Annotated in this window: 30 protein-coding genes and 1 pseudogene; 12 read left to right on the top strand and 19 right to left on the bottom strand. The window is 55.1% G+C overall.

What is annotated here, in order from left to right; genetic code table 11:
• Window positions 1-4 precede the first annotated feature (4 nt).
• Both OHL23_RS18420 and OHL23_RS18415 read right to left on the bottom strand, forming a co-directional pair.
• Window positions 5-361: a PadR family transcriptional regulator gene (locus OHL23_RS18420; RefSeq protein WP_396127386.1), complete on the bottom strand. Its 357-nt coding sequence runs from the start codon at window positions 359-361 to the stop codon at window positions 5-7.
• 250 nt (window positions 362-611) lie between these two features.
• Window positions 612-2,735, bottom strand: a complete 2,124-nt coding sequence (locus OHL23_RS18415; protein ID WP_263353427.1) for a winged helix-turn-helix transcriptional regulator — start codon at window positions 2,733-2,735, stop codon at window positions 612-614.
• 179 nt (window positions 2,736-2,914) lie between these two features.
• Between OHL23_RS18415 and OHL23_RS18410 the strand changes: the two genes are divergently transcribed.
• Together OHL23_RS18410 and OHL23_RS18405 are read left to right on the top strand one after the other, a co-directional pair.
• Window positions 2,915-4,498, top strand: coding sequence for a c-type cytochrome (locus OHL23_RS18410; protein WP_263353426.1), 1,584 nt, complete (start codon window positions 2,915-2,917; stop codon window positions 4,496-4,498).
• Window positions 4,499-4,821: 323 nt separating this feature from the next.
• Window positions 4,822-5,319 (top strand): nuclear transport factor 2 family protein, encoded by a 498-nt coding sequence (locus tag OHL23_RS18405; protein WP_263353425.1) that lies wholly within the window; start codon window positions 4,822-4,824, stop codon window positions 5,317-5,319.
• A 673-nt stretch (window positions 5,320-5,992) separates the two neighbouring features.
• Here the strand turns inward: OHL23_RS18405 and OHL23_RS18400 are convergent.
• The 4 genes from OHL23_RS18400 to OHL23_RS18385 all read right to left on the bottom strand — a co-directional run bounded on the left by OHL23_RS18400 (window position 5,993) and on the right by OHL23_RS18385 (window position 8,176).
• A complete protein-coding gene (locus tag OHL23_RS18400; RefSeq protein WP_263353424.1) occupies window positions 5,993-6,565 on the bottom strand; it encodes a YceI family protein in 573 nt (190 codons plus the stop codon).
• Between the two features lie 82 nt (window positions 6,566-6,647).
• Window positions 6,648-7,364, bottom strand: coding sequence for a quinone oxidoreductase family protein (locus OHL23_RS18395; RefSeq protein ID WP_263353423.1), 717 nt, complete (start codon window positions 7,362-7,364; stop codon window positions 6,648-6,650).
• A gap of 23 nt (window positions 7,365-7,387) precedes the next feature.
• The gene (locus tag OHL23_RS18390; protein ID WP_263353422.1) at window positions 7,388-7,648 is read right to left on the bottom strand and encodes an alcohol dehydrogenase catalytic domain-containing protein; all 261 of its coding nucleotides are present in this window, start codon (window positions 7,646-7,648) and stop codon (window positions 7,388-7,390) included.
• A gap of 129 nt (window positions 7,649-7,777) precedes the next feature.
• Window positions 7,778-8,176 carry a hypothetical protein gene (locus OHL23_RS18385; protein ID WP_263353421.1) on the bottom strand — a complete coding sequence of 133 codons (399 nt, stop codon included), beginning with the start codon at window positions 8,174-8,176 and terminating at the stop codon, window positions 7,778-7,780.
• A gap of 41 nt (window positions 8,177-8,217) precedes the next feature.
• Between OHL23_RS18385 and OHL23_RS28940 the strand changes: the two genes are divergently transcribed.
• The 3 genes from OHL23_RS28940 to OHL23_RS18375 all read left to right on the top strand — a co-directional run bounded on the left by OHL23_RS28940 (window position 8,218) and on the right by OHL23_RS18375 (window position 9,551).
• Window positions 8,218-8,463 (top strand): DUF1569 domain-containing protein, encoded by a 246-nt coding sequence (locus OHL23_RS28940; RefSeq protein WP_396127385.1) that lies wholly within the window; start codon window positions 8,218-8,220, stop codon window positions 8,461-8,463.
• A 29-nt stretch (window positions 8,464-8,492) separates the two neighbouring features.
• Complete coding sequence (locus OHL23_RS18380; RefSeq protein WP_263353420.1) at window positions 8,493-8,774, top strand: hypothetical protein; 282 nt, start codon at window positions 8,493-8,495, stop codon at window positions 8,772-8,774.
• A gap of 147 nt (window positions 8,775-8,921) precedes the next feature.
• Window positions 8,922-9,551: an HD domain-containing protein gene (locus tag OHL23_RS18375; RefSeq protein ID WP_263353419.1), complete on the top strand. Its 630-nt coding sequence runs from the start codon at window positions 8,922-8,924 to the stop codon at window positions 9,549-9,551.
• Window positions 9,552-10,087: 536 nt separating this feature from the next.
• On the opposite strand, the gene OHL23_RS18370 is transcribed toward OHL23_RS18375, so the two are convergent.
• Together OHL23_RS18370 and OHL23_RS18365 are read right to left on the bottom strand one after the other, a co-directional pair.
• Window positions 10,088-10,360, bottom strand: coding sequence for an alkaline phosphatase family protein (locus tag OHL23_RS18370; RefSeq protein WP_263353418.1), 273 nt, complete (start codon window positions 10,358-10,360; stop codon window positions 10,088-10,090).
• Window positions 10,361-10,393: 33 nt separating this feature from the next.
• Complete coding sequence (locus tag OHL23_RS18365) at window positions 10,394-10,885, bottom strand: hypothetical protein (protein ID WP_263353417.1); 492 nt, start codon at window positions 10,883-10,885, stop codon at window positions 10,394-10,396.
• 296 nt (window positions 10,886-11,181) lie between these two features.
• On the opposite strand from OHL23_RS18365, the gene OHL23_RS18360 reads away from it, so the two are divergent.
• On the top strand, window positions 11,182-11,439 hold the full coding sequence (locus OHL23_RS18360) for a hypothetical protein (RefSeq protein WP_263353416.1): 258 nt from the start codon (window positions 11,182-11,184) through the stop codon (window positions 11,437-11,439).
• Between the two features lie 176 nt (window positions 11,440-11,615).
• Complete coding sequence (locus OHL23_RS18355; RefSeq protein WP_263353415.1) at window positions 11,616-11,960, top strand: hypothetical protein; 345 nt, start codon at window positions 11,616-11,618, stop codon at window positions 11,958-11,960.
• Window positions 11,961-12,031: 71 nt separating this feature from the next.
• On the opposite strand, the gene OHL23_RS18350 is transcribed toward OHL23_RS18355, so the two are convergent.
• A complete protein-coding gene (locus OHL23_RS18350) occupies window positions 12,032-13,159 on the bottom strand; it encodes a lactonase family protein (RefSeq protein WP_263353414.1) in 1,128 nt (375 codons plus the stop codon).
• A gap of 428 nt (window positions 13,160-13,587) precedes the next feature.
• Entirely contained in the window at window positions 13,588-13,764 is a 177-nt protein-coding gene (locus OHL23_RS18345) for a hypothetical protein (RefSeq protein ID WP_263353413.1), read from the bottom strand.
• Window positions 13,765-14,089: 325 nt separating this feature from the next.
• Between OHL23_RS18345 and OHL23_RS18340 the strand changes: the two genes are divergently transcribed.
• Window positions 14,090-14,386, top strand: a complete 297-nt coding sequence (locus tag OHL23_RS18340) for a putative quinol monooxygenase (protein ID WP_263353412.1) — start codon at window positions 14,090-14,092, stop codon at window positions 14,384-14,386.
• A 273-nt stretch (window positions 14,387-14,659) separates the two neighbouring features.
• A complete protein-coding gene (locus tag OHL23_RS18335) occupies window positions 14,660-14,965 on the top strand; it encodes a carboxymuconolactone decarboxylase family protein (RefSeq protein ID WP_263353411.1) in 306 nt (101 codons plus the stop codon).
• A gap of 33 nt (window positions 14,966-14,998) precedes the next feature.
• Here the strand turns inward: OHL23_RS18335 and OHL23_RS18330 are convergent, their stop codons facing one another.
• The 8 genes from OHL23_RS18330 to OHL23_RS18295 all read right to left on the bottom strand — a co-directional run bounded on the left by OHL23_RS18330 (window position 14,999) and on the right by OHL23_RS18295 (window position 21,873).
• Entirely contained in the window at window positions 14,999-15,373 is a 375-nt protein-coding gene (locus tag OHL23_RS18330; RefSeq protein WP_263354119.1) for an HD domain-containing protein, read from the bottom strand.
• Between the two features lie 146 nt (window positions 15,374-15,519).
• Window positions 15,520-16,131 (bottom strand): peroxiredoxin family protein, encoded by a 612-nt coding sequence (locus tag OHL23_RS18325; RefSeq protein ID WP_263353410.1) that lies wholly within the window; start codon window positions 16,129-16,131, stop codon window positions 15,520-15,522.
• A gap of 234 nt (window positions 16,132-16,365) precedes the next feature.
• Window positions 16,366-17,775, bottom strand: a complete 1,410-nt coding sequence (locus tag OHL23_RS18320) for a hypothetical protein (RefSeq protein WP_263353409.1) — start codon at window positions 17,773-17,775, stop codon at window positions 16,366-16,368.
• 522 nt (window positions 17,776-18,297) lie between these two features.
• On the bottom strand, window positions 18,298-18,702 hold the full coding sequence (locus tag OHL23_RS18315) for a DoxX family protein (RefSeq protein WP_263353408.1): 405 nt from the start codon (window positions 18,700-18,702) through the stop codon (window positions 18,298-18,300).
• Between the two features lie 59 nt (window positions 18,703-18,761).
• Window positions 18,762-19,667 (bottom strand): HvfC/BufC N-terminal domain-containing protein, encoded by a 906-nt coding sequence (locus OHL23_RS18310; RefSeq protein WP_263353407.1) that lies wholly within the window; start codon window positions 19,665-19,667, stop codon window positions 18,762-18,764.
• Window positions 19,664-20,548, bottom strand: coding sequence for an MNIO family bufferin maturase (gene bufB, locus OHL23_RS18305; protein WP_263353406.1), 885 nt, complete (start codon window positions 20,546-20,548; stop codon window positions 19,664-19,666). Before bufB ends, OHL23_RS18310 begins: the two co-directional genes overlap by 4 nt.
• A 79-nt stretch (window positions 20,549-20,627) precedes the next feature.
• Complete coding sequence (locus tag OHL23_RS18300; protein WP_263353405.1) at window positions 20,628-20,954, bottom strand: hypothetical protein; 327 nt, start codon at window positions 20,952-20,954, stop codon at window positions 20,628-20,630.
• Window positions 20,955-21,093: 139 nt separating this feature from the next.
• Window positions 21,094-21,873 (bottom strand): DUF1223 domain-containing protein, encoded by a 780-nt coding sequence (locus OHL23_RS18295; protein WP_263353404.1) that lies wholly within the window; start codon window positions 21,871-21,873, stop codon window positions 21,094-21,096.
• A gap of 161 nt (window positions 21,874-22,034) precedes the next feature.
• On the opposite strand from OHL23_RS18295, the gene OHL23_RS18290 reads away from it, so the two are divergent.
• Genes OHL23_RS18290 through OHL23_RS18280 form a run of 3 tightly spaced genes read left to right on the top strand, consistent with a single transcriptional unit; the run spans window position 22,035 to window position 23,367 of the window.
• A complete protein-coding gene (locus OHL23_RS18290; RefSeq protein ID WP_263353403.1) occupies window positions 22,035-22,502 on the top strand; it encodes a DoxX family protein in 468 nt (155 codons plus the stop codon).
• A gap of 2 nt (window positions 22,503-22,504) precedes the next feature.
• The gene (locus OHL23_RS18285) at window positions 22,505-23,131 is read left to right on the top strand and encodes a sigma-70 family RNA polymerase sigma factor (RefSeq protein ID WP_317891700.1); all 627 of its coding nucleotides are present in this window, start codon (window positions 22,505-22,507) and stop codon (window positions 23,129-23,131) included.
• A complete protein-coding gene (locus OHL23_RS18280; protein WP_263354117.1) occupies window positions 23,122-23,367 on the top strand; it encodes an anti-sigma factor family protein in 246 nt (81 codons plus the stop codon). The genes OHL23_RS18285 and OHL23_RS18280 overlap by 10 nt, the downstream gene beginning before the upstream one ends.
• A gap of 24 nt (window positions 23,368-23,391) precedes the next feature.
• On the opposite strand, the pseudogene OHL23_RS18275 reads toward OHL23_RS18280, so the two are convergent.
• A pseudogene (locus tag OHL23_RS18275) lies at window positions 23,392-24,048 on the bottom strand (hypothetical protein); the annotation flags it as partial.
• Between the last annotated feature and the right edge of the window lie 25 nt (window positions 24,049-24,073).

Here is a 24,073-nt window from a genome sequence, read left to right as displayed (position 1 = left end):
CCAGTTAAAAGGCTGGCGATTTACCCGGGTTGAGGACAAGCGTAATGCCCTCGAACATGCGTTCAAAAGTGGAAATCTGCTGCTCCAGATGGCGAAGGCCGGATGCAGTGATCTGATAGGTTCTCACCCGTCGGTTGGTGGAGGAAACACCCCATTCGGCTTTGACTTGCTTTGCTTTCAGAAGCCTTTGAAGTGCCGGATATAGCGATCCCTCTTCCACCTGCAACAGGTTCTTCGATCGCTGTTGAATATGCTGTACCAGCGCATATCCGTGCGCCGGTTGACGTCGAAGCGACTCGAGAATCATCATCTCGAGCGCCCCAGGAAACAAATCGCGAGTACCGCTGTTGGCCATAGGCATGTTTGCTACAAGCCTAGAGTAAACAGGTATCAATGGAAATTGTCAAGCCGCAGCTAGATTTTTACGGATCTGCACCGATTCCGCGCGTGGATTGGCGGGAACAGGGCAATTCGCGTTTCCAGACCCGAATCGGCTGGAAACGTGAATCGGCGATTTGCACTAGAGATTTACCACTTTTCCATAATCCGCAGAGTCGGAAGTGCGTGCTCGATGACCTTCGTTTTGCCTCTAATTCGATTTCGTCCACAATTCAGTGAACGGTCGTGTCGAGAGAATAGAGTTCCTCGCTACCGGTGTCGCGCAGGATCAAGGGATCATCATTTGGCGCGAGCCCTGTCCAAATGGCCCCTCGGAACCCAGTTTGCCTTACACCAGCGAGGCTAGCTACTATCTCGGTCTTTCCGTCGGATATCCGAATGCGTTCGATGGCCGGTTCGTTTCCTCGTTTGAGCACGTAGACGAATTTGCCGTCGGAAGACCAGTTGGCGTAGCCGAAGCTTTCGCCATCGGCGAGCACATTCCATTTTTGTGTGTGCTTGTTGAACATCAGCAGCGAGAGAGAGTCAGCCGATCTCGCCAGGATGAAGGCCCCGTCCGGCGACCACCGTGGCATCCAGAGCCCATCCGATCTGGGGAGCTTGATGAGCCGGTGCGTGTCGAGATCGATGGAATAGATACCCAGTTCTGGCTGCCGGTCGAACGTGTGAAAGTGGCTGAAGACAAGAGTGTGTCCATCCGGGGACCAGTTGGGATCGATTTCGTTCCAAGGCTGGTCGACCACTGCCGCTGGCGACCCGCCATTTGCAGGCACAACGAATAATTTGAAAGGCTTTCCCGGCGATGTATCGAAAAATGCAAGCCTTGTTGAGTCCGGAGACCAACGCGGCGCAGCCGGTTGCATGGCAGGTTGTGTGAGCTGGAGGCACTGTTCCCCGTGAACGTCGCAGCGCCAAAGCAAGTGATCCGGAAAGCTGACATAGGCAAGCCACTTTCCGTCTCGAGAAAAGTCAAGGAATTCGGCCGATATGCCGTTTAGATACGGCACGAACTGTTTCAATCGGGCATCGTATCTGTCCAGCTCTCCGCGAAGTTGCTGGCCAATGATGAACAGCCTGCTTCCATCGGGGCTCATCTCCGGAGCGAGAGAATTGATCTGTCCGGCAGTAAGCTGACTCGGCGAGTGGGTCCTGCGCCCGATCAGTCCCGAAGACTCGGGGAGAACCCATATGTCCGTCTTGCCGTCGCGCGTGGATTGAAAGATGTACCACCGGCCATCCGGACTCCATAGGCCGCAGCATTCAGCGGGAGATGGATTCGATCCGCCCAGGACTTCATGCGGGGATGTCCCGTTTGCGGCAACTTCCCACAACGACGTATGCAGCGTCGTTGCGCTCATCACTGTCATGCGCAGTCGCCTTCCGTCCGGCGACCACCGGATCGCTGAAATGGCTCCAGGCAGTCGCGTCAGTGTTCTTTGATTGGTGCCGTCGCTGTTAACCAGGGACAGGCCATCGTTCCAGCCAATAGCGATCTTCTGGCCGTCAGGACTGAAGGCGGCTGCATCCGCTATCGCGTCACCAACGCGTCTTGCGGTTCCGGAAGGCAACGAAATGCTCCACAACATCGACTCCTTCAAACCTTTTCCTTCTCCAATGGAAAGATCGGGATGAGGCCCGAAGGAGGTCACCAGCAACTCGCCTTTATTCGGCGAGAGATCCAGGAGTCGAGGAGACTCAAGCCTGCTGGCGAGAGTTGACAGTTCCCCTCCATTTATCGAAATCTCGGAGATCCGGCGCTGATTCATGGTCCCGGAGACGAAATAGATCCGAACGCCGTCCGACAACAGTGGCCCTTGCTTCGGCTCACCGTCGTGCGTGATTGGCTGATAGTGGGAAACCTGCATTACCTGCCCGGATCGAATAAGACTCCAAAAGACAAGGCTGATGCAAAACAGAGCTGCGGTGCCGGCGAGGAACTGCCAGGCCCGTGTCACTCGGATCGCCTTCAAGGCCGGTGCCGGCGGCTGGGCCGGCGATGCTGGTTGTGTTGCCTGCGCAAGAAACCGGTACCCCCGCTTGCTGATAGTCTGCACGAATCGGGGGTTCGATGAATCATCTCCCAGCACCTGCCTGATCTTTCGGACGGCGGTGTTGATCGCATTCTCGGTGTCGACGTTGATGTCATCTCCCCAAAGTTTTTGAACGATCTCCTCGCGCCTGATCAGGTCGCCCGGCCGGCTGGCCAGCAGGATCAGAAGCTCCATGGGGATACGCTCGAGCTTCAACTCTTCCTCCGACCGGCGCAGCCGGTAGTTCCGGACGTCGAGTTCGAATTCTCCAAACTGCAGAACGCCGGATTTCGGTTGAACTTCCATCGCTCCCTCCGGTGACCCGGCACGTCTGGATTCGAACGTACCCCAATCAAGTGATAAAGGAAAAATACAGGTTTCTACAGGGAATCTCCATTGCCCAAAGAATCAACGGGATACGAAGATGTGCCTGCATGTGTCATCGCGGACCCCTCAATCCGAGTGACGGCTTCCCGGAGGCATTCATGAGCAGATCAATCCTGAAGACGAAACTCGCATATCTCTCGATCGTGAGTGTGGCTACGTTCTGGGTCTTTCTCCACGCTCCTGCCCAGGAGAAACGCTCCCGTTTTGAACCGTCGATTCCGCGGGTGTGGGATGATGAAGCGATTGCCACGCTGGAAGTGCCGCTGGCGAACCCCATGGGGTCGCCCAGGCACATATCCTCCGACTACTACTATCGGATTCCCGTTCGCCCTATTTACAAGAGCTACCCGGTCTACGCTCCGGGGCATGAACCACCGAATTATATGGAGTGGCTCAGGCAACAGGATCCCGAGGTCCTGTGGGACGAATCGGCTTACAAGCCCAATCTCAGCTCCAGGGAAGACTGGATCGCGGCCGGACGAATCGTCTTCAATACGCCGATCTATTACACAACGCACCGGATCGTCAGCATGGACGACGTGCGAAATCCAAAATGGTATCAAGCGACCGGAGTTCCTGGTGCCAAAGATGGGACCGTGCCGTTTGTCCGATATGTCATTCGAAAGAAGGGCGAAGTCGAACTCGGCGATTTTGCCTGCGGCTTTTGCCACACGCGCGTCATGCCGGAGGGAAGCGTATTGGAGGGTGTCCAGGGGAACTTCCCGTTTGAGAAAAGCAAAGCGTGGCTCTTCCGCAGTAGGTTGGCCAATCCCGATGATGCCCGGAAGGCTGACGCCGACCTTCGACACCTGGACCATTCTTTGTTCGCAGCTCCATGGCTAAAGCCTGATCCATCGGCGCAAATAGACAGCATGACCACGGATCAGTTGATCGCGGCGCACGCGGCAATGCTTGCGGAGGTCACAGCTCGACATCAAAGCGGCCTGTTCGACCCCCTCCAGATCCCGGACCTGATTGGCGTGAAAGATCGCCGCTACCTGGATCACACCGGACTGCAGCAGCACGGTTCGATCGCGGATCTGATGCGCTACGCGGCATTAAATCAGGGCGCGGACGATCTTGCATCCTACGATGGATTTGTGCCCGCCGATTTTCACTACTCGACGAAGCGTCCGGAACCCGGCGATCCGATCGCCGTTGGCGGCAGATATAGTGACGAGCAGCTTTATGCCTTGGCGATGTACCTGTACGCTCTCGAACCGCCACCCAATCCAAACAAGTTCGATGCACTCGCCCGTCGCGGTAAGAAGATCTTTGAGACCGAAGGGTGTGGTACCTGTCACACACCTCCTCTTTACACCAACAACAAGCTCACTCCGGCTGAAGGCTTCCGTGTGCCTCCTGAGGCGCGGCAACAGTTCGACATCGCACCTTTCTCGGTCGGCACAGATCCAAATATGACCTTAAAGACGAGACGAGGTACAGGCTATTACAAGGTGCCGTCGCTGAAGGGAGTCTGGTACCGCAGCATGTTCGGCCACAGCGGCTGGTGCGCGTCTCTCGAAGATTGGTTCGATCCCAAACGCCTGGATGACAATTATGAGCCGACAGGATTCAAACCTTATGGCGCCAAGAGCTATCCGGTCAAGGGCCATCCCTTTGGATTGGATTTGTCCGAACAGGACCGCCGAGCGCTCATCGCATTCCTGAAAACTCTTTGAGGTTCCTGGGTACAATGAAGCCGTTCTTTGGCACCATACGGCTGCGTGGTGGTCAACAGTCGACTTCAGGGCGAGTCGCTCATTAAGGCGCGGCAGGTTCGATGACCACCTCGATTTGATACTTGGCGATTTTCACGAGTTGAGTCCAGCATCAGTGAAGCTGGTTCGACCTCGATCTGCCCCAACAACCTCAAAGTCTGCCCAGGATTGTGCTTTTCCCTTTGGCCTCGCTCCGTTCTTTGGTGTGCAGTCTCTATCATGAGAATTGGCACAAAGAGGGGCCGGCTACTCCGCGATAAGATGGCACCTGAGGGGAACTGGCTATGACATACGAACGTCTATCAAGGAACGCAATTCGTGTGGCGCTGATTGTGCTGACACTGACGGCATCTGCGATGGCGGAGTGGAAGGCAGCGAATTCAGAGGTTGCCGCCGCCGCGAAAGAACCGAAGATCGCTTCTGTGCTGGAGGCCGTCAATGGAATAGATACGGCGCTGATAAAGGATGACCATGCCGCATTTGCGGCCTTGCTGGCGAAGGATCTTGTGGTCAACAATCCACAGAATACCGTCTCGATCCGGGGGGCGACGGGACGAAGAAACACTTCAGGGCTGATAAGTTACAGCAGTTATGTGCGGTCCATCGAGTACGCAGGGATGCTTGGCGAGATGGTATTGCTGATGGGAGACGAGCGGGTAGTGCCGAAGGGCGATTCTCCAATGTCTGGGAAAGAGGTCCGGCGGAGGTTTACCGATGTATGGAAGATGGAGGGTGGTCATTGGGTATTGATTGCTCGGCAGGCAACGATTGTTGCGCCTTAAGGGTGAACCTTCCGTCGCTTCTTACAACGGACCAGGAAGTAAGATTTCCAACCTTCACCGCATTGCCAGATTGATAACGGCGCTCCTAAAACAACTGACAGCCTCCCGAGGTTACGGTCTGCGTGGAAATCGTGTGTCAACTGACGCAATCAGGCCTTAGCGCTCATTGACCTATCGAGATCGCTCTGTGTCTTGGGCAAGTTGCTGTATAACCGGCTATCCGCACAAGTGATGGCTACCAATTGGCTCGTTACGGCTTTCTCAACGATACCGGTAAGAGCGCTCAGTGATGAGGCTCCATACCGGGACAACTGACAAGCTAATGGGTTGCGGTCATAATTCTTCGCAGTTGCCGTATACACAGTTTTGCGGCGCCTGCTAACGATGTCCACTTCTGGATCCGAATCTCTCCCAACAACTGCTCCGTGGCACAGACGACAAGATGCTGACAAGCGTTAGCCACGTCGCAGCGATAGGCCATTAGGAAGCAGGAGCTTCGGTCAGCAGGGGACGGTCGAGCGGTCCGCGCACCAAATGGGCTTACAGGGGCAGCGCTGCTATAATCACTAGTCTTTCGGGCTTCGTGCGTTCCTTCAGACCTGGCAGCAAAAGTGGTCAGGGCTGCATTGTCTAACGAAGGAACTCTAGCTCAATGGTCAGTTGCGACTAACAACTATTGATCAGCCTCAAGGTCAATGGTGAATCTGATTTCGTCGCCCAAAATGACCGTCGGATATTTTGGGGCGAAGGCGAAGTCGCTACGCTTCAGGGTGCCCGTAGCAGCGAAACCGATGATTAGCTTGCCCATCTTCGTCGGAGGAGTTGGTCCATCGACCATCAGCGTAACGCTCTTTGTGATGCCTGCGAGCGTCAGATCCCCAGTGATCTGAAGCTTTCCGGGTGTACCGGAGACGGTAGTGGATTTGAAGGTCATGGTCGGGAACTTCTCGACATTGAAAAAGTTCGGCGACTTGAGGTCCGCATCACGCGTCGCGTTGTTCGTCGAGATAGAAGTTGTTGGGATAGTGACATCAACGTGGGACTTAGATGGTTTTTTTTCGTCCCAGCTCACGGTCCCGGTGATGCCACTGAAGAATCCGCGCACATTACTGACAGGCACCCGACGGACCTGAAATTCAACCTGTGTTTGGTTTGTATCGATAGTCCAGGTTGAGGTTTGTGCAAGAGCACCGGAATCGGTGAACAATAGAACGGAAATGGCTGAGGCTAAGAAGTTTCGAATCATGGGAAGCATTGTCCTTGGGTTGTTGAATTGGTCAAATGATGTGATCAAGGCGGTCCGCCATCGAGAATGGTAGATTCCTTGTCTAGTTGCGGGGATCGAGCACGATAACACCGGAGACCTTTTGTTCCTCGAGCAGGCGATGGGCTTCGCCCACTTGGCTCAGGGGCAGGACAGAAGCTAGATGCGCCTGCACAGCGCCGCCGATAAACTTCTCGACCATTTCCTCAAGGCTCTTGCGGATCAGGTTTGGACGCGCGAAGTATACCGGCAGGTAGATACCAATCAAAGCCTGAGACTTCGCCATGAGCTGTCTCGGCGGCAGAGGATTGCCGGGGCCCCGGGTCGATCCAAAGATAATATGCCGGCCAAACTTAGCGAGGCATTCGAAGTTCTGTTGAAATATCTCGCCCCCGATCGACTCCAGAATGACATCAACTCCTAGGTCGCCTGTGATGCGTAGCACTTCGCCGACCCAGGCGGGATCGCTATAGTCGATGGCGGCGTCGGCGCCCAACCCGCGAACGAATTCCCTCTTCTCCTCCGTGCTCGCGGAACCGATGACGAGTCCAGCGCTCATGACCTTAGCGATCTGTACGGCAATTGAGCCGACGCCGCCTGCGGCGCCATGAACAAGAACACTCTCCCCTGGGAGTAGCTGCGTGGATGCGTTCAGCATGAGCCACGCCGTCAGCCACTGCGTCGGTAGAGCAGCGAGCTTGACGTCGTCGACGAATTCTGGAACTACAACGGTCGAGTATGCCGGAGCCGCTACGACCTGGGCATATCCGCCTCCGCTCAACTCCGCGACAACTTTCTTCCCTATTAGGCTTTCGTCCCTTGCGGCCCAACTGCCCTCACCCGCCCAGTCACCTGTAGCCCGGATATACGTGGAAGCATCTTGTCGGATCCAACGTGGGTCTCAGGACGCTGATATACCCCTTGCCGCTCACGAATATCGACGTAGTTCACTCCAGACGCTGTAACATCGATCAGAAATTCGTCTTCCTTCGCCACCGGTTCTGGAAGATCGAGATATTGGAGTACACCGCGGTCGCCAAACTCGGAATATTGGATAGCCTTCATTTCTCATTCTTGCTAAAGTCGTTGCTTCGACTTTCGTTATCGAACCGCGGCGTGGCAATTAGGCCGCCTTGTTGGCGATGCGATGGCCATGCGGCGCGTTACCCACGAGTGGATGCGCGTTCGGTGTTGCTACTTGCGCTCCGGCGTAGGAGCAGGCGGAACGGGAATCGCGATGTCGCTTGCCATTCTCCATCCTGATGACGTCTTTACCCAATCGATTAGGAGCAGGAATGGTTTCGGAACCGCCTGCTGGCCCGCATAGCCAACGGTGATCTGCACCGGCACATACGTCTCGGCGACATCCGGTTTCAGCAGTACAGCTTTAGCCTTCGTGTAATCCGGATCGATGCGAAATGGACCGCCGTAGATAACATCGTGAAGATGTTGAACGACAACATCGTGCCCCCAGAAGCCCGCCCAATTTCCCTCTGCGGCAGTTGCGGTCTTGGCGACGAACAGAGCTGACGGGGACTCCCATACCATTGCCTTGACGGTTTCAAAGTCCTTTGAGTTCTCGGCGTCGATCAATCGTTTATCTGATTTCGAGGACGCTTTTCAAATGGATTCTCGTGGATTGGTATCCAGAACAGCCGGTCGGGTTAAGGCTCCCGACCGGCTTCAAAATCCCCCATTCACAGAGATTTGAGTTTGCTTATGAGAAATCACAATTGCTGAAAATTCTGGAGGTTGATTGGAACGCAAGAACTGAGGATGCCTGGAAACCTCACCCTATGTTCGGCAACATGACTCCGAAAGAGTGGGGGAAACTGCTGCAGATTCACGTGGACTATCACCTAAGACAGTTCGCTGCTTGATGGAAGAGTGCGCTTAGGAGTCAGGAGCCATGATTCTGAAGATCGAACGAATTCGGGATTCACGTAAAGTTCGACTTCGGCTGAGCGGAGAGTTTCGATCTCACCATCTCGATCAGGTAAAGGCAGAGATTAGCCGCGGAGAGCTGATCGCGCTTGATTTGGAGGAGGTCGATCTCGTGGACATCGAAGCAATTCTGTTCCTCAACGCCCGCGAGGACGAAGGTATCTCGGTGTTGCATTGCTCACCTTATATCCAGGAGTGGATGTCCAGGGAGCAGCAGGAAGAGAAAGCTCGAACGGATTGGCGATGATGACATCGCTGAAAGAGGCACAGAATGACGACCGACGAGAAAAAGGGCGGGCAAGCTCGATGGAAGGATCGCACTTGTCACCGATGAGACAAGCGGAATTAAGCCAATCGCCGGCCACGGACTATATGAAAGCGAGGGAGGTAGGGAATGGTCCTAGCAGGAATCAAAGTACCCGATACAGTTCTGGTTCGCGATGCGACTGATTTGTCACGCAGCGCGTCAGAGCCATTTCTCTTCAACCATGCGATGCGCTCCTGGCTATTCGGCGTATTGCTTTCAGAAAGCGCTGAATGTGCTCCGGATGCGGAGTTGTTGGCAGTAGCCACGATTCTGCATGATCTGGGCTTGACTGACCGCTATACGGCGGAAAATCGTTTCGAGGTGGATGGCGCCAATGCGGCGCGCTCGTTTCTGAAGGGGCGAGGCATCTCGACGCAGCAGATGCAAGTTGTTTGGGATGCCATCGCGCTTCATACCACACGATCTATCGCTCTTCACAAAGAGCCCGAAGTGGCTATGACCCATTCGGGAATAACGGCGGATATTTTGGGGGTAGGCCTTGATCGAATTCCGCAGGACAAACTAAGCGCGATCCTAGCCGAATTTCCGCGCCTGGCACTTAAAAACGGTCTCAAAGAGTGCCTTTGCAACATCGCTCGTCTGAAGCCGGAGTCCACCTTTGACAACATAGTTCGGGATTTCGGCGTTCGATATGTCGAGGGGTACAGATCCCCCAACTTTGCCGATGTCGTCGCGAATGCTCCATTTTCCGAGTAGACGGTCTCCCAATCATCGAATCACGCACACGTATCAGCTGTACGAGATGGCGACTACACGTTTATGTGGTTGTTGACCTCCGCCGTGACAAAAAATCAAAAACCGGTAACTTATTGAAATCAGGCGTAACAGATGGCTCCTTTTAGCGCCCTGCGGCACGATTGGAAGCCTTTATTGCACCCTTATCGAACCCGCGACCTCTGTCCCGCAGACCTCTGCCCAGGTGACAGCGTCCTCGTCGTGAAATTGCTTCGGCGGTTGAAGTACTCGCCGTTGGCGAAGCCTTTAGACTTCGCTCCTTCGAACAGAATTCCAGCTTAGGACGCTTCGGTTAACAGCTAGGAAGTTGCAGTTTTCAGCATTGCTCAGGAGTGCTCTATATTACGCATTTTCAGCGGTTTGCGGTCGCTAGGTTCGCCAGTACGACCGTGGAGATTGCCCACAATTGCTCAGGATCTTGAGACTGTGTACCCACAAAATCCCACACAGTGAAAATGGCCGACTTTTGCCTTCTATCGGGGCGAGTCTTATCCGGACTAATCGGCTCTGTGCACGCCTTTCAGGCTTCCCAGCGCGTGGTCGAACGAACGGTTTTCCTGCATGAGGATCACAATGTGTTCCGCGTCCACGAAGCTTGTTCCCGGCGTGGGTTCAATGGCAAAGACTCGCTGGATAGAGGAAGGCACAAAGCCGGAGATGCCGGTTGCGCCCGAAAGCAGAGCAGCAAACTTCACAAAGCGCGACGGGAGGTGGACATGGATGGCATTAAAACAGACTTCTGTTAACAGCTCTTGGAAGCGATATCGCATCCCGTCTCACAGATCGAGACATAAATCTGCGCACTATCCAACCAGACGGAAGACATAGTGATGAGAGAGAAATTCGGCCAGGACAAGAACTAAAGTCAAGACCGCGAGTGTGAGTTGCACTCGTTCTCCCCACGAGCGACGCGGTGAAACGGGCTGCCGTCTCCACTGAGAAGATGCCCTTTTCCGGAGTGAGCGAATTCTCCAGATCATGTAAAGATTGATGATCGACCCTACCACTGCAAGAATCATCATCGGAATGCGGATCGCATCCTGATGAAAACCAGTTGCGGGACCCTTCACTCCCACCGCAGCTGCGGCGAGGGCTCCTAATCCCATGGCCAGCCTGAAGCCGCTGAGCGCCATAATCATGGTGCAGGCGCTTTGCAGCACGATGAAGGCCAAGCTGGTTAGACCGACGGCCCAACGGCGAACTCCGCGGTCATTGGAAGGCTGAAGCACCTTACTTTCAGAACCTTCAGGACGGGTGTTCAATGCGCGCTCGATAGCCACTTGCATTGGACGCATGAATCCCGGCAAAGATACAGGCAAAATTTCAATACCTGAGGTGCAGGCGCCGCCTGTAACCATAATCCTGTATCGGTGGTCTCAGGGGCAGCGATGTTGGCGACTTTATTGTTAACAGCTGCCTTAAGCTTCGGTGCGAATCCCCTAGGTACCAGCGTGATTCGTCTCACCCCATCGCCGCCGGACGACAGCAGCTCCAAAGCCCTCGATATTTCCTGAAGATCGGGCAATCTGATATCGAGGTCGACATCCAGCTTCAGCCGTCGTCCCTCCAAGCGGACGATGTCCTTCAATGGGTGCGTCGAGCAGCTGAGTCGGTCGCCGTGTACTATGGACGATTTCCGGTTCGACGCACCCGGGTGAGTGTTACTCAGAGCGAGGACGATGATGAGTCGATCCATGGGACCACCTGGGGCGATATTGACGGTTTTCAAGGTGTCTCGAGGATGCCCCTTGGGGCGGCGGTATCGGAAACTGATCTTGAGGCCGATTGGACCATGACCCATGAACTGGTGCACATGGGAATCGCTTCACTCGCCGACGAGCACCATTGACTTGAGGAGGGTATTGCAACCTACGTTGAGCCAATCGCAAGAGCCCAGGATGGCCAACTACCTGCAAAAAAGTATGGAAAGACATGGTTTCGGGAATGCCCCAGGGAGAGCCTCAACGAGCCGATCGAGGAATCGACCGGATCCACACCTGGGGCCGCACGTATTGGGGAGGCGCGATGTTCTGTTTGGTCGCGGATGTGGAGATCCGGCGAGCGACTGAGAATCGCAAGGGGCTACAGGATGCCCTTCGTGCCATCGTTGCGGCAAGGGCTACGATCAATACCGAATCCGCACTGCCTCCCATTCTTCACATAGGAGACCAAGCCACTGGGACCACCGTGCTGAGTGACTTGTACCAGCGATGGAAAGACATGCCAGTGAGTGTGGATTTAGATCAACTCTGGGAAGAATTGGGCGTTCGACCCAGGCCGAACGGAATTGACTTCGATGATGATGCGCCGCTTGCGCAGCTCCGGCGAGCCATCACGTCAAGGCCATCGCAGCCCCAACAATCCCGATGAGCTGCCAATTGGAGAGATTGTGTCGCCCGCGCCTGGATCACTCATTGGCGCGGGCGATCGTTTTGTTTGGGTTAGAGAGCAGCGATGCCGTTGAAACCGACAGTATTGGGAAGACCCTCGATGCTGCCGAGTTGGTTGACGGTGCCGTTGGCATTGATGGAAAACACACCAATTTCGCCGGCGCCGGACAGTACGTTGAACAGGTACTTTCCATCAGCGCTGATAGCCATGTCGAGGTTGGTCGAGCCTTCAGGAAGGGTGCTAACGACAGTGTTGGCAATGGGGCTCAACGCGCCAGCCGAGCTAATCGAGAATCCTGCCACCGAGGATGTGGCAGAGTTATCGACAAATACCCATTTTGCGTTGGGAGTAATGGCATTCCAGCAGTTGCCGTTGCCAAAAGTTGGAATGCTTTGGGTGATCGCAGTGAGCGTGCCGTTGGCGTTGATCGTATACGAGGAAATCGAGGATGTGTCAGTTCCGCTGTTTGGCTGATTCTCGGAAACGATGAGTTGACCACCAGGAGTAAACACCGTTGCGAATACTCCTGCAGTGACGCTCTTGTTGGCAACAACAGTGCCTAATGTGCCATCCACAAGGATCGGGAACACATCGATGCTGTTCGAAGCCTTCTCTATCACGATCAACCACTTGCCGTTCGGGCTCACCGAGATGGATGAAGCGCCGGAGTTCGTGCCAGTGAGGAAAGCAGATGAGTTCTGAATTTCGTGGAGCCGTCCGAAGCCATCTGCCTTGAATGCAACAATCGCACCACTTCCGCCTGCGTTCAGGACGTAAACCGTGCCGTTGTGCTCCGTCACTGCGACGGGAAAGGCGCCCTCGGAAGGTTCTTTGTCGACCAGAACCGGAATGCCGTTGAGAATGTGGAAGCTTGAGACTGACCCGCTTGCCGAGTTCACAGCAAACAAGAGAGTGTGATCTCCACTGATGGTCAGCGAGCCTTGAGACTGAAGAGGATCGGTTTCGCCGCCGCTGCCACGGCCGCCGGTTGCAGCGCGCTCTCTCAGGACAAACTGTCCATCGTAACCGCGCTGATAGGTCAGGACTTCGTTTTTGACCTTATCGTTCGTCATAACGAAAACGGATGTGTTGCCTCCGCCGGCTTGTGCGAGCACAGGCGATGCGGATGCTCCGATACAAAGCGTGACGGCCAAAAGACCAGGAATCGACTTCATCATGCTGCTTACTCCTCTTTGGGGGGTAAGACCCCTTTTGCGCAGGAGCCTCCATGCATTGATGAATCAGCAATGCACAAGATGACCCTAAGGTTGCGCGGTTGTATGAATGGCGGAGTCGGTGAAGGTTACAACGATCGGTGAAAAAGTTCTACTGCGAAAAATGAATAATTCTTTTGCAGTGGGGCGCTTTCATTTGCAATATATGCGGAGTCTAATTAAATTCCGCTCTTGGCCACTGATCTTGTGAGGCGATTCAAAGCCTTGCCTGCCGACAATCGACTAGGAGAAGACCAGAGCACGAATCAATCCAGGCACGCCGGTCGCGTGTACGCGCACTTCAGTACACGAATCCATGCCGCTACAACTCCTCCCCCAAAAAGGAAGAGCTGCAGCGGCATACCCTTTGCGTTGCAGTCTGGCCTGAGATATCAGAACTGAAACTTCAGAGCGAATTGATACTGACGAGGGTTGTAATTCGGATCGTAGTTGGTGACCGTTCCGAAGGCGGCGTTTCCAAGCTGTGCGTTTCCACTGCCCAGAGGAATGATGTAGCTGGGCGTGTTGCTCACGTTGAAGGACTGAGCTGTGAACTGCAGGTCGGTCACTACGGAGTAGACACTCGCGGCGGTCTTCAGAACAACGTTGCGTTCACCGGAGGATTGCTGATCCGTTTCTAGCGATCTCCCTTGAGGATGAAGTGATCACATCAGCGCTCCCAGCCGCGTATCAGTGAAGGGAATATGGCCGCCCCCAGAACCGAACTTGTTCACTCGACGTTAGCGTAACTTTCTTCCCGTGTCTGCTTCTAATGTTCAGCCTCGTTTGTGGGGGAGGGCCTCTCTGTGCTCAACTCGGCAGACGGGTCGCCATTCACTCGAGCACCACTGGAATCAAAAAGTCTATTCGCACAACCCATTAAGGAGAAATTGCGTGAACCAAGTCGGAATACTAGCAACATTGCAGGCTCGCCCCGGTAAGGAAGCTGAGGTAGAAGAATTTCTGCGCTCTGCAGGCCCGCTTGTCGAGGCGGAAACAGGGACGACAGCGTGGTTCGCCTTCAGGATCGGCCCCGCGACGTTCGGGATATTCGATACGTTTCAGGATGAAGCCGGAAGGAATGCGCACGTCAACGGGGAGATTGCCAAGGCGCTCTTCGCGAAGGCTGACGAACTGTTCATTACTCACCCCGAGATTAAGACCGTGGATATCGTTGTCGAAAAGCTCTAACCTCAGAGCACTCTGAGTGTCACAGGCCAGCACCAGGACGGTCTTCTGTGAGCCGTGTCGCGCGACACGGATTTTCCAATAGGTGTTCTCCGGGCTGAGATGCTGGCACCACTCAATTCACACGTTCGCGCAGGCTGAGGGAGGTTGTCTCTGAACGGCTTCCCTTAGCTGTAACTTCGGGCCAGCTGGCTCGTCAGATTTTCAACGAAGATTCACTTGTTGTCGCAAGCTGGCGATCTGACTCGAATGCTTCCAATTCTTCCGGAGAGAGCAATGTATAACAGCTCAAATCTCACGAAACTGAAGCGCCTTGATGAGAACGCTCCTGACGCCATGAAGGCGTTTTGGGTGTTCGACAAGGCGACGTTTGCGCCCGGCGCGATCGACGTCATCCATAAGCAACTCATCGCGGTCTCTGTGGCTCTGACGACGCAGTGTCCATACTGTGTCGAGTTGCACGTTCAGTCTGCTCGTACAGAAGGTGCGACCGACGCAATGCTCGTTGAAGCGGCGATCATTGCTGCCGCGATGCGTGCCGGCGGCGCCATCACGCACGCCTCACATCTGTTCAAGGAATAATAGCCTTAACCCATTCATAGGCAAGCCTCCTTACTACAACGCGGACGCTGCGAAGGAACCTTTGTGACGTCCCGCTTCCAGCTGAGGTGTCAGATATTCCCAGAGCTCAGGACACCCTCCCTCGATCTCCGGCTGCACTCGCTTGACTACGCGCTCATAGCTGACGCCGTTCTCGCCCCAGCTTCCACCGTTATTGTTGAGATTCAGCAGAACGGGCATGCTGCGATCGATAGCTTTCGCGAAGCAGGCCTCGTAAGACTCACCCGCATCGAACTCCTTCCAGAGACTGACGAGAAAGTCACATGTCTTCCAGGGAGCCAGCCCCCCAGGATTGATAGTCCCGGAATCGGAGATCAGTTCCGCGGTGAGATGCGGGGCTTTGACGGGGCCCGGTGCACCCGTGCCCACTTCACGCAACTGAGCTGGCAAAAGAAAGGAAGTGCAATGAAGACAGGGAGGAGGAGGAACAAGAGTCGTTTGATAAGGTTTTGCATGTTCGACCCGCGACGGTTGAGGAAAGCCTGCGCCGGAAACTTCTCGGCGCAGCCCCCACGTTAGTTTGTGGAAAGGTGATCGAGTGCATCCAGTGCTGACAGGCGATCGCCGTGGCTGTGAGTGACCTTCTCGAACACCACGGTGCCACTTCCATCGAGAATGAAGGTAGATGGATACGCTGTCTCGTGCGGTGCATCCCAGCGCAGCCCGTACAGGTTGGTGACCTTATAGTCAGGGTCAGTGACAAGAACAACGTTAGAAGGCAACTCAGCCTGCTTCTCGAGGAATTCCTTTGCGTGTTGATCGAGGTCGGCCGGCGGTCCAGGGTACACCAGAAGCACCCGCGTGTTCTTTGCTTTGAAGTCTGACGCACGCTCGACGAAATCGTGAACCTGCTTAACGCAGTAGGGGCACTGATAGCCGGGGAAACCGCGCAAGATGACAAGCACAAGAAGGTGCCCTCCCCGCTCGGCGGAAAGCGTTACGGACTTCCCGGTAGGCGTCAACAGAGTAAAATCGGCTGCCTTAGCACCTACCGCCGGAGTCTCGGCAAGCACGGATCTTCCCAAAAGCAACGCACAGGTAATGGCGAGGAGCACGCTCCACGCTTGATTCAGGCGAAGTCCGGCGGCCTTCTGGGCTCTACTGGATGAAAGGGTGAAAGCGGACATGACGAGGCACTCCTCTTGTAGAATGCCAATCTGACAAGCCGGTTCGGAAAAAGTTACAGCGCCCTGCTTTTATTCGCCTTGTGGCGAATAAAAGCAGGGCAGGTTAAAGTGTGGGCGCTAATCGAAGAGCTTAAAGGATAAAGAGCTTGTGTCAGATGGACCGTTGAAAGAAAAGCAGGGATTGTTCAAGCGTCACGAAGTCAGGCTTGAACAATCCCTGAAGAAGTCCTTTGATCAATCTAGTCTTTGGACGATCGGGCAATTGATGGAGAAACCAGCACTGCCGAACGGTGCCGTTTGCGACGCTCCCATGATCAGGCCGTCTGCCGCGTAGGTGAGGATCTGGAACTCTTCGCGAAGCTGCTGGCGATAACCCTTGTTAATGGCGTCGTCGGTCCAGGTGTACAGGTTTGCGTCCCATGCGGGGCTGTAGTCCAGCGCGAGGGTGGGAATGCCGCCCAGAGTGTTGTTCGGCCGGTGTCCGTCGTTCAGGTCGGCGGACAGCCCTTGACGCTGAGGATTATCGCAACCTTCCTGGCCATTGGTGGCGATGAAGATGCGCTCGATCGGGCTGCCGGCGCTGTCGTCATTGCCCAGCAGAAGCTTACCCATCAGTGGAGCGTACGTGTTGTGCTCGATCGCGGCCGCAAGGGGGATACTGGCGTCCATCGAGATGTACCACACCGGGCGGCCGAAGCTGAAGCCGTTGACGAGTGCCAAGGTGACGGTCATGCCGATTGGATCGATCGCCTGGACCGCGTCATGAACCTTGGTATAGTCGACGTTGCCGTTAGGGAAGTTAATCTGGCTTGCATCGACATTGTAGGCTATCATCGGTGCGTTGTAGACCACGCCTCCGCCATTGGCGATTCGGACGTAGGGGCTGTAGTTCGCATCCCCGACTTCGCCGGGCGTAAAAGACTTGGGGGGAAACTCGTCACCTTCCGGCCCGGGAACAATATTCCGATTCGGAGCGAAATTGACAGTGCCCTTGTCGAATATGATGTTTCCATCGGGACCCAAGTTACCGGTCCTGGCGGCGGCGGTGATGTTATTCATCTTAGCCGAGAAGTTCAGGCCTAGCTCCGCGGCAATCCCCGGATCAGAAACATCGGTGAGGATGTACCAGGCCGTCTTGCCGGTGCTCTTGACCGTTCCCTTATACAGAGGAATGGTAATCGTGCCGGCAGTGGCGTCGACTTGTCCGGTGTTGAGCAACTGCACGGGACCGACTAGGCTCTGGTTGACTGTGGAAGGCGGGGGACCGAAGTACGAAAGGCCTACATTCGTGCCGATATTCGCAGGCGCAGGAAACAGGTCGCACCCGGGCTGCCCCAGATCGCGCGCTAAGGCTCCGAACCCTTGTGCCGAGTTGAACCCGGACGAACTCTCAGCCAGGTCTATCGTCCTTGGCAACTTTGCAACAGGACGCTTTGCGAGGACATGCAGGGCCATCGCCTCCGGAGACACCGGCGGCCTCGTCACAACAACATTCTGCGCAAAGAGGGTTGAAGGTAAAAGGCTACTCATCATCGTGGCGCTGGCCAGAATGAAGAGCTTCGTCGAGGAATAGATGCGTGAGCGCAGAGCGATCACATCAAGGTCACTTCCACAAGGGGAGGACCCGCGAAATGCAGTAACCATGGTCGGACTCCTTTTTCTTAGGGGATACACGGCGAGATGTCGAGTAAGTACCTCTACACCTGGCCGTGTGCCCATAGGAATATTCGGCCCACATTTAGTTACATGACATAGCAACTATATTTACATTTAATCTGCTGTTGATCAGTACTGGGTGAAGTAGATATATATGACTTCGGTTAATAACTGTTCACGTGTCAATTGGTCTACAAAGTGGTCTGCGCAGCAACACGGCGCTACATTGATTTTTCGTGTTGCACTTGCCCCCCATCGTAGAGCGGTACGATTGAATTGAATTGGCTCGTGACGCTGATAAGCGAATGGATAACGGAAGATAGAATGGAGCATTGATAGCAGGCAGTACTTAGCGACTGCAGCCCAATATGAACCGTTGATGTTCTGGAAGAGTGAAGGCACAAGTTATATGCTTGTCAAGGTCAAGCGCGACCATGAGGCACACTGATCCCTATTTGGACTGCTCAGCCTGTCAAGCTCGGTACTTATCCATTGCCCTCGTGGGAATCGTTATGTCTCTCCTCGGGTTGATGACCCCAACATCTGATCTATGCCGTAGGAATCAAATCGAATCCCCGCCGGCAAAAAAGAATAAACCCAGGAATACGTGAGTTGTATTCCGACAGCGGGCCAGTCTTGCCGCAGGGTCGAACCGAACGTCAAGACAAGCATGAGAACCGACCCTGAGATCAAAGCGCGTCGGGTTTGGAAGCCAAAGAGCATCGAGGCGCCCACCAGAGTCTCGACAATCGGCAGCACATAGCCGAAGGTGTAGACGGACCATCCGGGTAGAGGGGTCTTCTGAAACATCGGCAACAGCGAATCAGCAAAGCTCCTAAGTCCTACCGTCCAACGAACGAAGCCATGTAGGCAGATGTTCAAACCCAACGCGATACGCAAAAGAGCATAGGACATTCCTATGCTCTTCAACCATTGATCTCGCTCATTACTCATCACCCATTCCCTCGCTTGGATCACATGACAAGAAGCCTGGAATCTTCCTTTGCCTCAGGAAGGCAAAACCATCCCAATTCGGAGGCGTGAACAAAACTTTCGCGCAAAACTTCTGCCTGTTGCTCGACATTCAGCTTCGCCTTCTCGAAGGCATGCCCGACGGCCTCAGACACAGTCGCACCGGAGTGCAAAGAGCTCAGCAGCAGGAAAGCCTCGCGGCGAAGCCGCCGATAGTAGACGGAATCCTCATAACGGTGAACCGCTAACCAGACCCGCTGCTGTCTCATCGAGGGTAGCTTTAGACTAGTCTTCGCTTCGAGCCGAGTGGCAGCGCTGCTCACGATCTCCGCCTCCGGAGCGCCTTTCTTTACCGCCAACACCAAGGTGTCGACCGGATAGCTCAACTCAAGCAACTGCAGATGCGGCTGAAGGGACAGCCGTGAGTCCGGTCTAATATTTTGCGCCTCTTCCGCCGTCAGTGGGGTGCGGTGTTTTCGGTCGAATGCATCGACGTACGCCCACTCAAGCCTCGCGACCTCTACCGCGAGGCGATGACGCCGCCCCGCGAACTCTGGATGCGACTCCAGAAATTGCGGCAACTTCGCGCCCAGGTCCCGGAGCGTCCAGGATGTCGATGGGTTCTCATTTATGTAGGCGAGGATCAGCTGTTCGAAGCGGCGCGAGCCAAGAAGGGCGTTGAGCGTAGGGAAATCCTCGGATACCGCGCTGATGAGGCGGAACCAGTATTGCCGATTGTAGATCTCCAGACGCTCAAATGAGGGCAGCCGGTCATTGGGCCTGATATAGCTTGCGGCGATGGAACTGACCGACGCACCGTCGTCCGCGGTCTCCTGCATCAGGAAGTCGGCCGTTAGAGGCCGTCGCACATCCTCAGCCATCCGGCGTTGCAGTTCAAGGAGCCTCATACGTGTGCCTCCTCGAGTAGGGGCAATTCTGCAGGTACGTTCTCGAACTCCGCGGCCGACAGGAATCGGTTCGCTTTGAGCGCTTCGCCGTGGACCTCTTCGAACGACGGAATATTGTCGTCCCATTCGAGAAGGGTTGCGGTGGGTCCGCACCGCTCGATCGCACGAGCGTACAGCCTCCATACAGGATCAAGGACAGGATGATCGTGTGTGTCGAGCGTATACTTCTCGAACTTAGAGTGGCCGGCAAGGTGAATCTGAGCGACGCGCTCGACGGGGATGCTATTCACGTAGTCCATCGGATCGAAGTTGTGATTTTGAGAAGAAACGTAAATGTTATTCACGTCGAGCAGGATGCCACAGTCGGCTGCGTGCACCACTTCGTTCAGAAACTCCCACTCCGTCATTTCCGAATCGTGGTACTCCGCGTAACTGCTGACATTCTCTACAGCCACGGGGATTTCAAGATAGTCCTGCACCATACGCACGCGCTCGGCGGTAATGCGGATGGCTTCGAATGTGTACGGCAGAGGCAGCAGGTCGTGCGTATAGCGGCCATCAACGCTGCCCCAGCAAAGGTGATCAGAGAGCCAAGGCGTCTTGGTTCGTTTCGTCAGTTCCTTGATCCGCTTCAGGTGGTCGCGGTTCAGCGGTTGCGCACTTCCGAAGTACATGGAGACACCGTGCTGCACAACGCGGTACTGGTCGAGAATCTGATCGAGAATCCTCAGCGGACGGCCGTCGTCCACCATGTAGTTTTCCGAGATAATCTCAAACCAATCGACCACCGGCTTCCTGGAGAGGATGTGATCGTAATGCGGAACTCTCAAGCCGATGCCGATACCGTAGTCGGTGTACCCATTGAAACGATTAGCAGGCATATGTACTCCGATGCTGAGTGAAGCATGAAATCCGTGTAGGAGGCACCTGAGAAAGTGGACCCCCTACACGCGGTTGAGGTTAGTTCTTAGGGGGTTTGGAACCGTCGGTGGCGCAGGCGCCCTGACCCTTGCAGGCGTTCTTGCCGGCATGCTTCTTGTCGCCGCCGCCCTGGCCCTTGCAGTCGTTCTGGCCCTTGCAGGCGTGCTTGGGCAGGTCCTTCTGGTCAGCTGCGACCATGACACCTGCGAAGGCGGAGGAGCTTGCGGCGGTTGTGGATTGACCCGAGACCGGCTGGGCGTTGAGACGTGCGGAAGTGCCGCCGAGAAGGCCGGCGAAGGCCGCCGCAAGGACGAGGCTGTTAACGTTGGTGCTCTTCATGAAGAGTTCCTTTCTTCGGTTGGGCATAGACCCTATGCCACAGAAAATGGGTTACGAAATGGAGCGATTGGCCCGGATGAGTGCATTCGAACCTCAGTGAGTGCCCCTACCGATCCGCCAGTTTGAAGCACGAGGAGAAGGATAGTTACATTGCGCCTCTCTTTTCTCAAAGAGGCATGGTGGCCGCTCCGAGGATTGCTCCCTGGTGCGGCTCCTGGGCGAAGAGAATCAGGTGATGGCCTGCGGAGCCGTTCGTCGCAAACCCTCCCGGGAGAGAAACGTGCACAGATTGCTCTCCGTCATCCCGAAGCGTGGCCACGCGCGTCAGAGAGCGAGCGACGGAGACATGCTGGAGTTGCCTTCCACCGTTTTCGCCGCGAAGGACATTAGAGCGGTCCGTATCGTCAGCAAGTACGGCGATGATTTCGAATGGCTTTGAGGGCTTTCCGGCCACTGAGAATCTCACATCGACTCCATCGGAACTATTCGTGGAGGAGACGATGTGGAGCGCCACATGCTCTCTTCGAGTGTCGTCGCGCAGGGCCCGTTCAAGCGCAGACCCATCGCTCCTGACAAACTGGTCGCGACCGTTCAGAACCATCTGGGGCGTGTATGAACCCTCAGAGGATAGGCGGGACGCGTAAGCGCTCTGCCTTTCCGTAAACGTGGGCGAGGAGTACGGATCTTTCCAGCCGAGATCGTTCCAGTACGTTACATGCTCGCTGATACCGATGATGAGTTGCCCGGCATCTGTCTGCTTCAAATTGATCTGCCGCAGCAGTGAGTCGGCTGGCGGACAGCTCGAACATCCCTCTGAAGTAAAGAGCTCAACGATTGCGACAGACGAAGGCGCTGTGCTCCCCGAACTATCAGGAGCAGCGGCATGCGGCTTTAATGGGGCAGCCAGGAGAGCAATCGAGACTGCATAAACGAAACGGATCTGCATGAGAGTACCTCCAGCCAGACGGTGAACATCTGACGTGCGAGCGTTGAAACAGTTACACAGTTCGCACGAAAAGACCCCTGTAACCAAATCGCACCTCCGCGTTTCTAACGAGGCAAAACAATGTGCCCGCAGTCAGTCAGCGAGCCATGCGCGAGGAAACGATGAGCCCTCTGTTTGTCCTGTATCGCCGTCTTGCATCGGCGTTTTCGTCCCTTCAATCCCCGATGCTCCTGCTCGTTCGTCTCTACTGGGGATTTCAGTTCGCTCAGACGGGATGGGGCAAATTACATAACCTTGCGAAAATTACAGGCTTCTTCGCCAGTCTTAATATTCCGCTTCCCGGTATCGCAGCCCCTTGTGTCTCGATGCTGGAGTTCGTCGGCGGTATCCTCTTAATCCTGGGCCTGTGCTCGCGCCCGATAGCACTTCTGTTGGCATGCAATATGTTCGTGGCGTATTGGACCGCCGACCGAGAGGCGCTCTCCGCGATCTTCTCAGACCCGGGGAAATTTTACGTCGCTGATCCCTATACCTTTCTGTTTGCGTCTCTGATGGTTCTGATCTTTGGGGCAGGTTACTTTGCCGTCGACACATACATTGCGAGACGGCTGAAAGCTGTTGAGCAGTGAAAGTGCCTCAAGTGATGAATCGCCCAGAACCTGAAATGATAGCCGCTATTCTTGCGGGAGATATTCAGCTCTATCACGAGTTGATCCGTCCCTACGAACGTAGCGTCTACGTCATGGCTCTGTCGTATATGAAGAACGAAACGGATGCTGAAGACGTCGCGCAGGAAGCCATCGTCAGAGCGTTCCGGAAACTTTCTTCATTTCGCGCCGAGTCAAAGTTCAGTACGTGGCTCATCAGCATCACGCTCAACGAAGCGAGAACCCGTTTGCGCCGGCAGGTCTTGGTTCGAATGGAGTCTCTTGATCAATTGCCGGACGAGGGCAACGGCTTGTCACCCGCCTTGTTACGGGATTGGCACGAAATACCCTCCGAGGCCATTGAACGGGACGAGGTCCGAAAGTTGATTCAGCAGGCCGTTGACCGACTTCCCGATATCTATCGGGAGGTCTTCCTTCTGCGGGATGTTGAGGAACTCTCGATCAACGAAGCGGCGGAAGCACTGAAAATCAGTATCCCGAGCGTCAAGGTCCGATTGCATCGAGCGCATTTGATACTACAAAAGCAACTGGCCCCTCAGCTAAGGACAGTAAATCGAACGCCGAAGAGGAGGTTGCTCCCATGGTTATAGACTGCAAGCATGTTTGGAACTACATCTCTGATTTTATCGACGGAGCGCTTCCCGAGGAGATACGTGTCACGGTGCAAAAGCACCTTGACCACTGTGAGATTTGCTCGGCGATACTGGACTCTACGCGCAACATCATCATCCTGACTGCCGACGATCGGGTCTTTGAACTGCCTGTGGGATTCAGCGAGCGCCTTCACAAGCGCATTGATCTTGAACTCATGCGTTTTGCTCCGTGAGGACGACATGCACACGATCGATGTTGAGTCCATCCCGCCGCTCAGTTGCGCGAGAATCGGTGCGCCAGGTCCAGTGCGCCGCTCAACCGATTGTTGGAACAAGGACAGAAAGTGGGCTTCATACTCCTCGTCGCTTTTGTGGCGAGTCGTGGTTCGAACGATCGCGTTCCAATGAGCACGGCATGAGATCGCTCCATTGCGAAAAGTTGCATAGTGCCCCGGAAGTACAGACGATACGCCCTTGTACGGAGTCACTTCACGCATCGGTACGAAAGCGAGATAACGGGCCACATACTCGTCCGCGAGGCACAGTTCAGTACCGAAGGCTCCAAAGGTATCGAGGTGCGTGGACCAATGTAGGGCTCCGTGCTCCTGACGAACGTAGAGCGTTCTGGCTCCCGCGTGATCCCTGGCAAGATAGAGCGATTGATCCCCTTCAGACCACAGTGCTAAAGCCCAGTCACCGACGAGGCGGGAGAAGCACTCTTCGCCCCAGCGGTCGAATGCGGCAAGGACAATCCGCGAATCGAGTTGATCGGCATTGGACAGAGCGAGTTCGGTTATCAATTCTTTGTAGTTGTCCAAGCGACCATCGAAGCTGACCACCCGACGATGACTATCTGCAAGAGGCCGAAGTTCAAATTCGGAGCGCTGATGGCTGAAGTAGGGCTGCAAGCCCATGCCAAGCCGGCCTTTCACATACGTG

It is taken from the genome of Acidicapsa acidisoli (genome assembly GCF_025685625.1).
GTDB lineage: Bacteria > Acidobacteriota > Terriglobia > Terriglobales > Acidobacteriaceae > Acidicapsa > Acidicapsa acidisoli.
Note: the sequence above shows the minus strand (reverse complement) of the source record. Positions and strands in the feature narration are given on the sequence as shown.

Bases quoted from the DNA above. Each gene is read 5' to 3' on its own strand.
- OHL23_RS18380 (WP_263353420.1), top strand. From the start codon at position 8,493: ATGATTCTGAAGATCGAACGAATTCGGGATTCACGTAAAGTTCGACTT.
- OHL23_RS18370 (WP_263353418.1), bottom strand. From the start codon at position 10,360: ATGCGATATCGCTTCCAAGAGCTGTTAACAGAAGTCTGTTTTAATGCC.
- OHL23_RS18335 (WP_263353411.1), top strand. From the start codon at position 14,660: ATGTATAACAGCTCAAATCTCACGAAACTGAAGCGCCTTGATGAGAAC.
- OHL23_RS18355 (WP_263353415.1), top strand. From the start codon at position 11,616: ATGTTCTGTTTGGTCGCGGATGTGGAGATCCGGCGAGCGACTGAGAAT.
- OHL23_RS18320 (WP_263353409.1), bottom strand. From the start codon at position 17,775: ATGGTTACTGCATTTCGCGGGTCCTCCCCTTGTGGAAGTGACCTTGAT.
- OHL23_RS18325 (WP_263353410.1), bottom strand. From the start codon at position 16,131: ATGTCCGCTTTCACCCTTTCATCCAGTAGAGCCCAGAAGGCCGCCGGA.
- OHL23_RS18400 (WP_263353424.1), bottom strand. From the start codon at position 6,565: ATGATTCGAAACTTCTTAGCCTCAGCCATTTCCGTTCTATTGTTCACC.
- OHL23_RS18420 (WP_396127386.1), bottom strand. From the start codon at position 361: ATGCCTATGGCCAACAGCGGTACTCGCGATTTGTTTCCTGGGGCGCTC.
- OHL23_RS18280 (WP_263354117.1), top strand. From the start codon at position 23,122: ATGGTTATAGACTGCAAGCATGTTTGGAACTACATCTCTGATTTTATC.
- OHL23_RS18365 (WP_263353417.1), bottom strand. From the start codon at position 10,885: ATGCGTCCAATGCAAGTGGCTATCGAGCGCGCATTGAACACCCGTCCT.
- OHL23_RS18410 (WP_263353426.1), top strand. From the start codon at position 2,915: ATGAGCAGATCAATCCTGAAGACGAAACTCGCATATCTCTCGATCGTG.
- OHL23_RS18315 (WP_263353408.1), bottom strand. From the start codon at position 18,702: ATGTCCTATGCTCTTTTGCGTATCGCGTTGGGTTTGAACATCTGCCTA.
- OHL23_RS18375 (WP_263353419.1), top strand. From the start codon at position 8,922: ATGGTCCTAGCAGGAATCAAAGTACCCGATACAGTTCTGGTTCGCGAT.
- OHL23_RS18415 (WP_263353427.1), bottom strand. From the start codon at position 2,735: ATGGAAGTTCAACCGAAATCCGGCGTTCTGCAGTTTGGAGAATTCGAA.
- OHL23_RS18300 (WP_263353405.1), bottom strand. From the start codon at position 20,954: ATGCCCAACCGAAGAAAGGAACTCTTCATGAAGAGCACCAACGTTAAC.
- OHL23_RS18310 (WP_263353407.1), bottom strand. From the start codon at position 19,667: ATGAGGCTCCTTGAACTGCAACGCCGGATGGCTGAGGATGTGCGACGG.
- bufB (WP_263353406.1), bottom strand. From the start codon at position 20,548: ATGCCTGCTAATCGTTTCAATGGGTACACCGACTACGGTATCGGCATC.
- OHL23_RS18295 (WP_263353404.1), bottom strand. From the start codon at position 21,873: ATGCAGATCCGTTTCGTTTATGCAGTCTCGATTGCTCTCCTGGCTGCC.
- OHL23_RS18405 (WP_263353425.1), top strand. From the start codon at position 4,822: ATGACATACGAACGTCTATCAAGGAACGCAATTCGTGTGGCGCTGATT.
- OHL23_RS18390 (WP_263353422.1), bottom strand. From the start codon at position 7,648: ATGAAGGCTATCCAATATTCCGAGTTTGGCGACCGCGGTGTACTCCAA.
- OHL23_RS18290 (WP_263353403.1), top strand. From the start codon at position 22,035: ATGAGCCCTCTGTTTGTCCTGTATCGCCGTCTTGCATCGGCGTTTTCG.
- OHL23_RS18350 (WP_263353414.1), bottom strand. From the start codon at position 13,159: ATGATGAAGTCGATTCCTGGTCTTTTGGCCGTCACGCTTTGTATCGGA.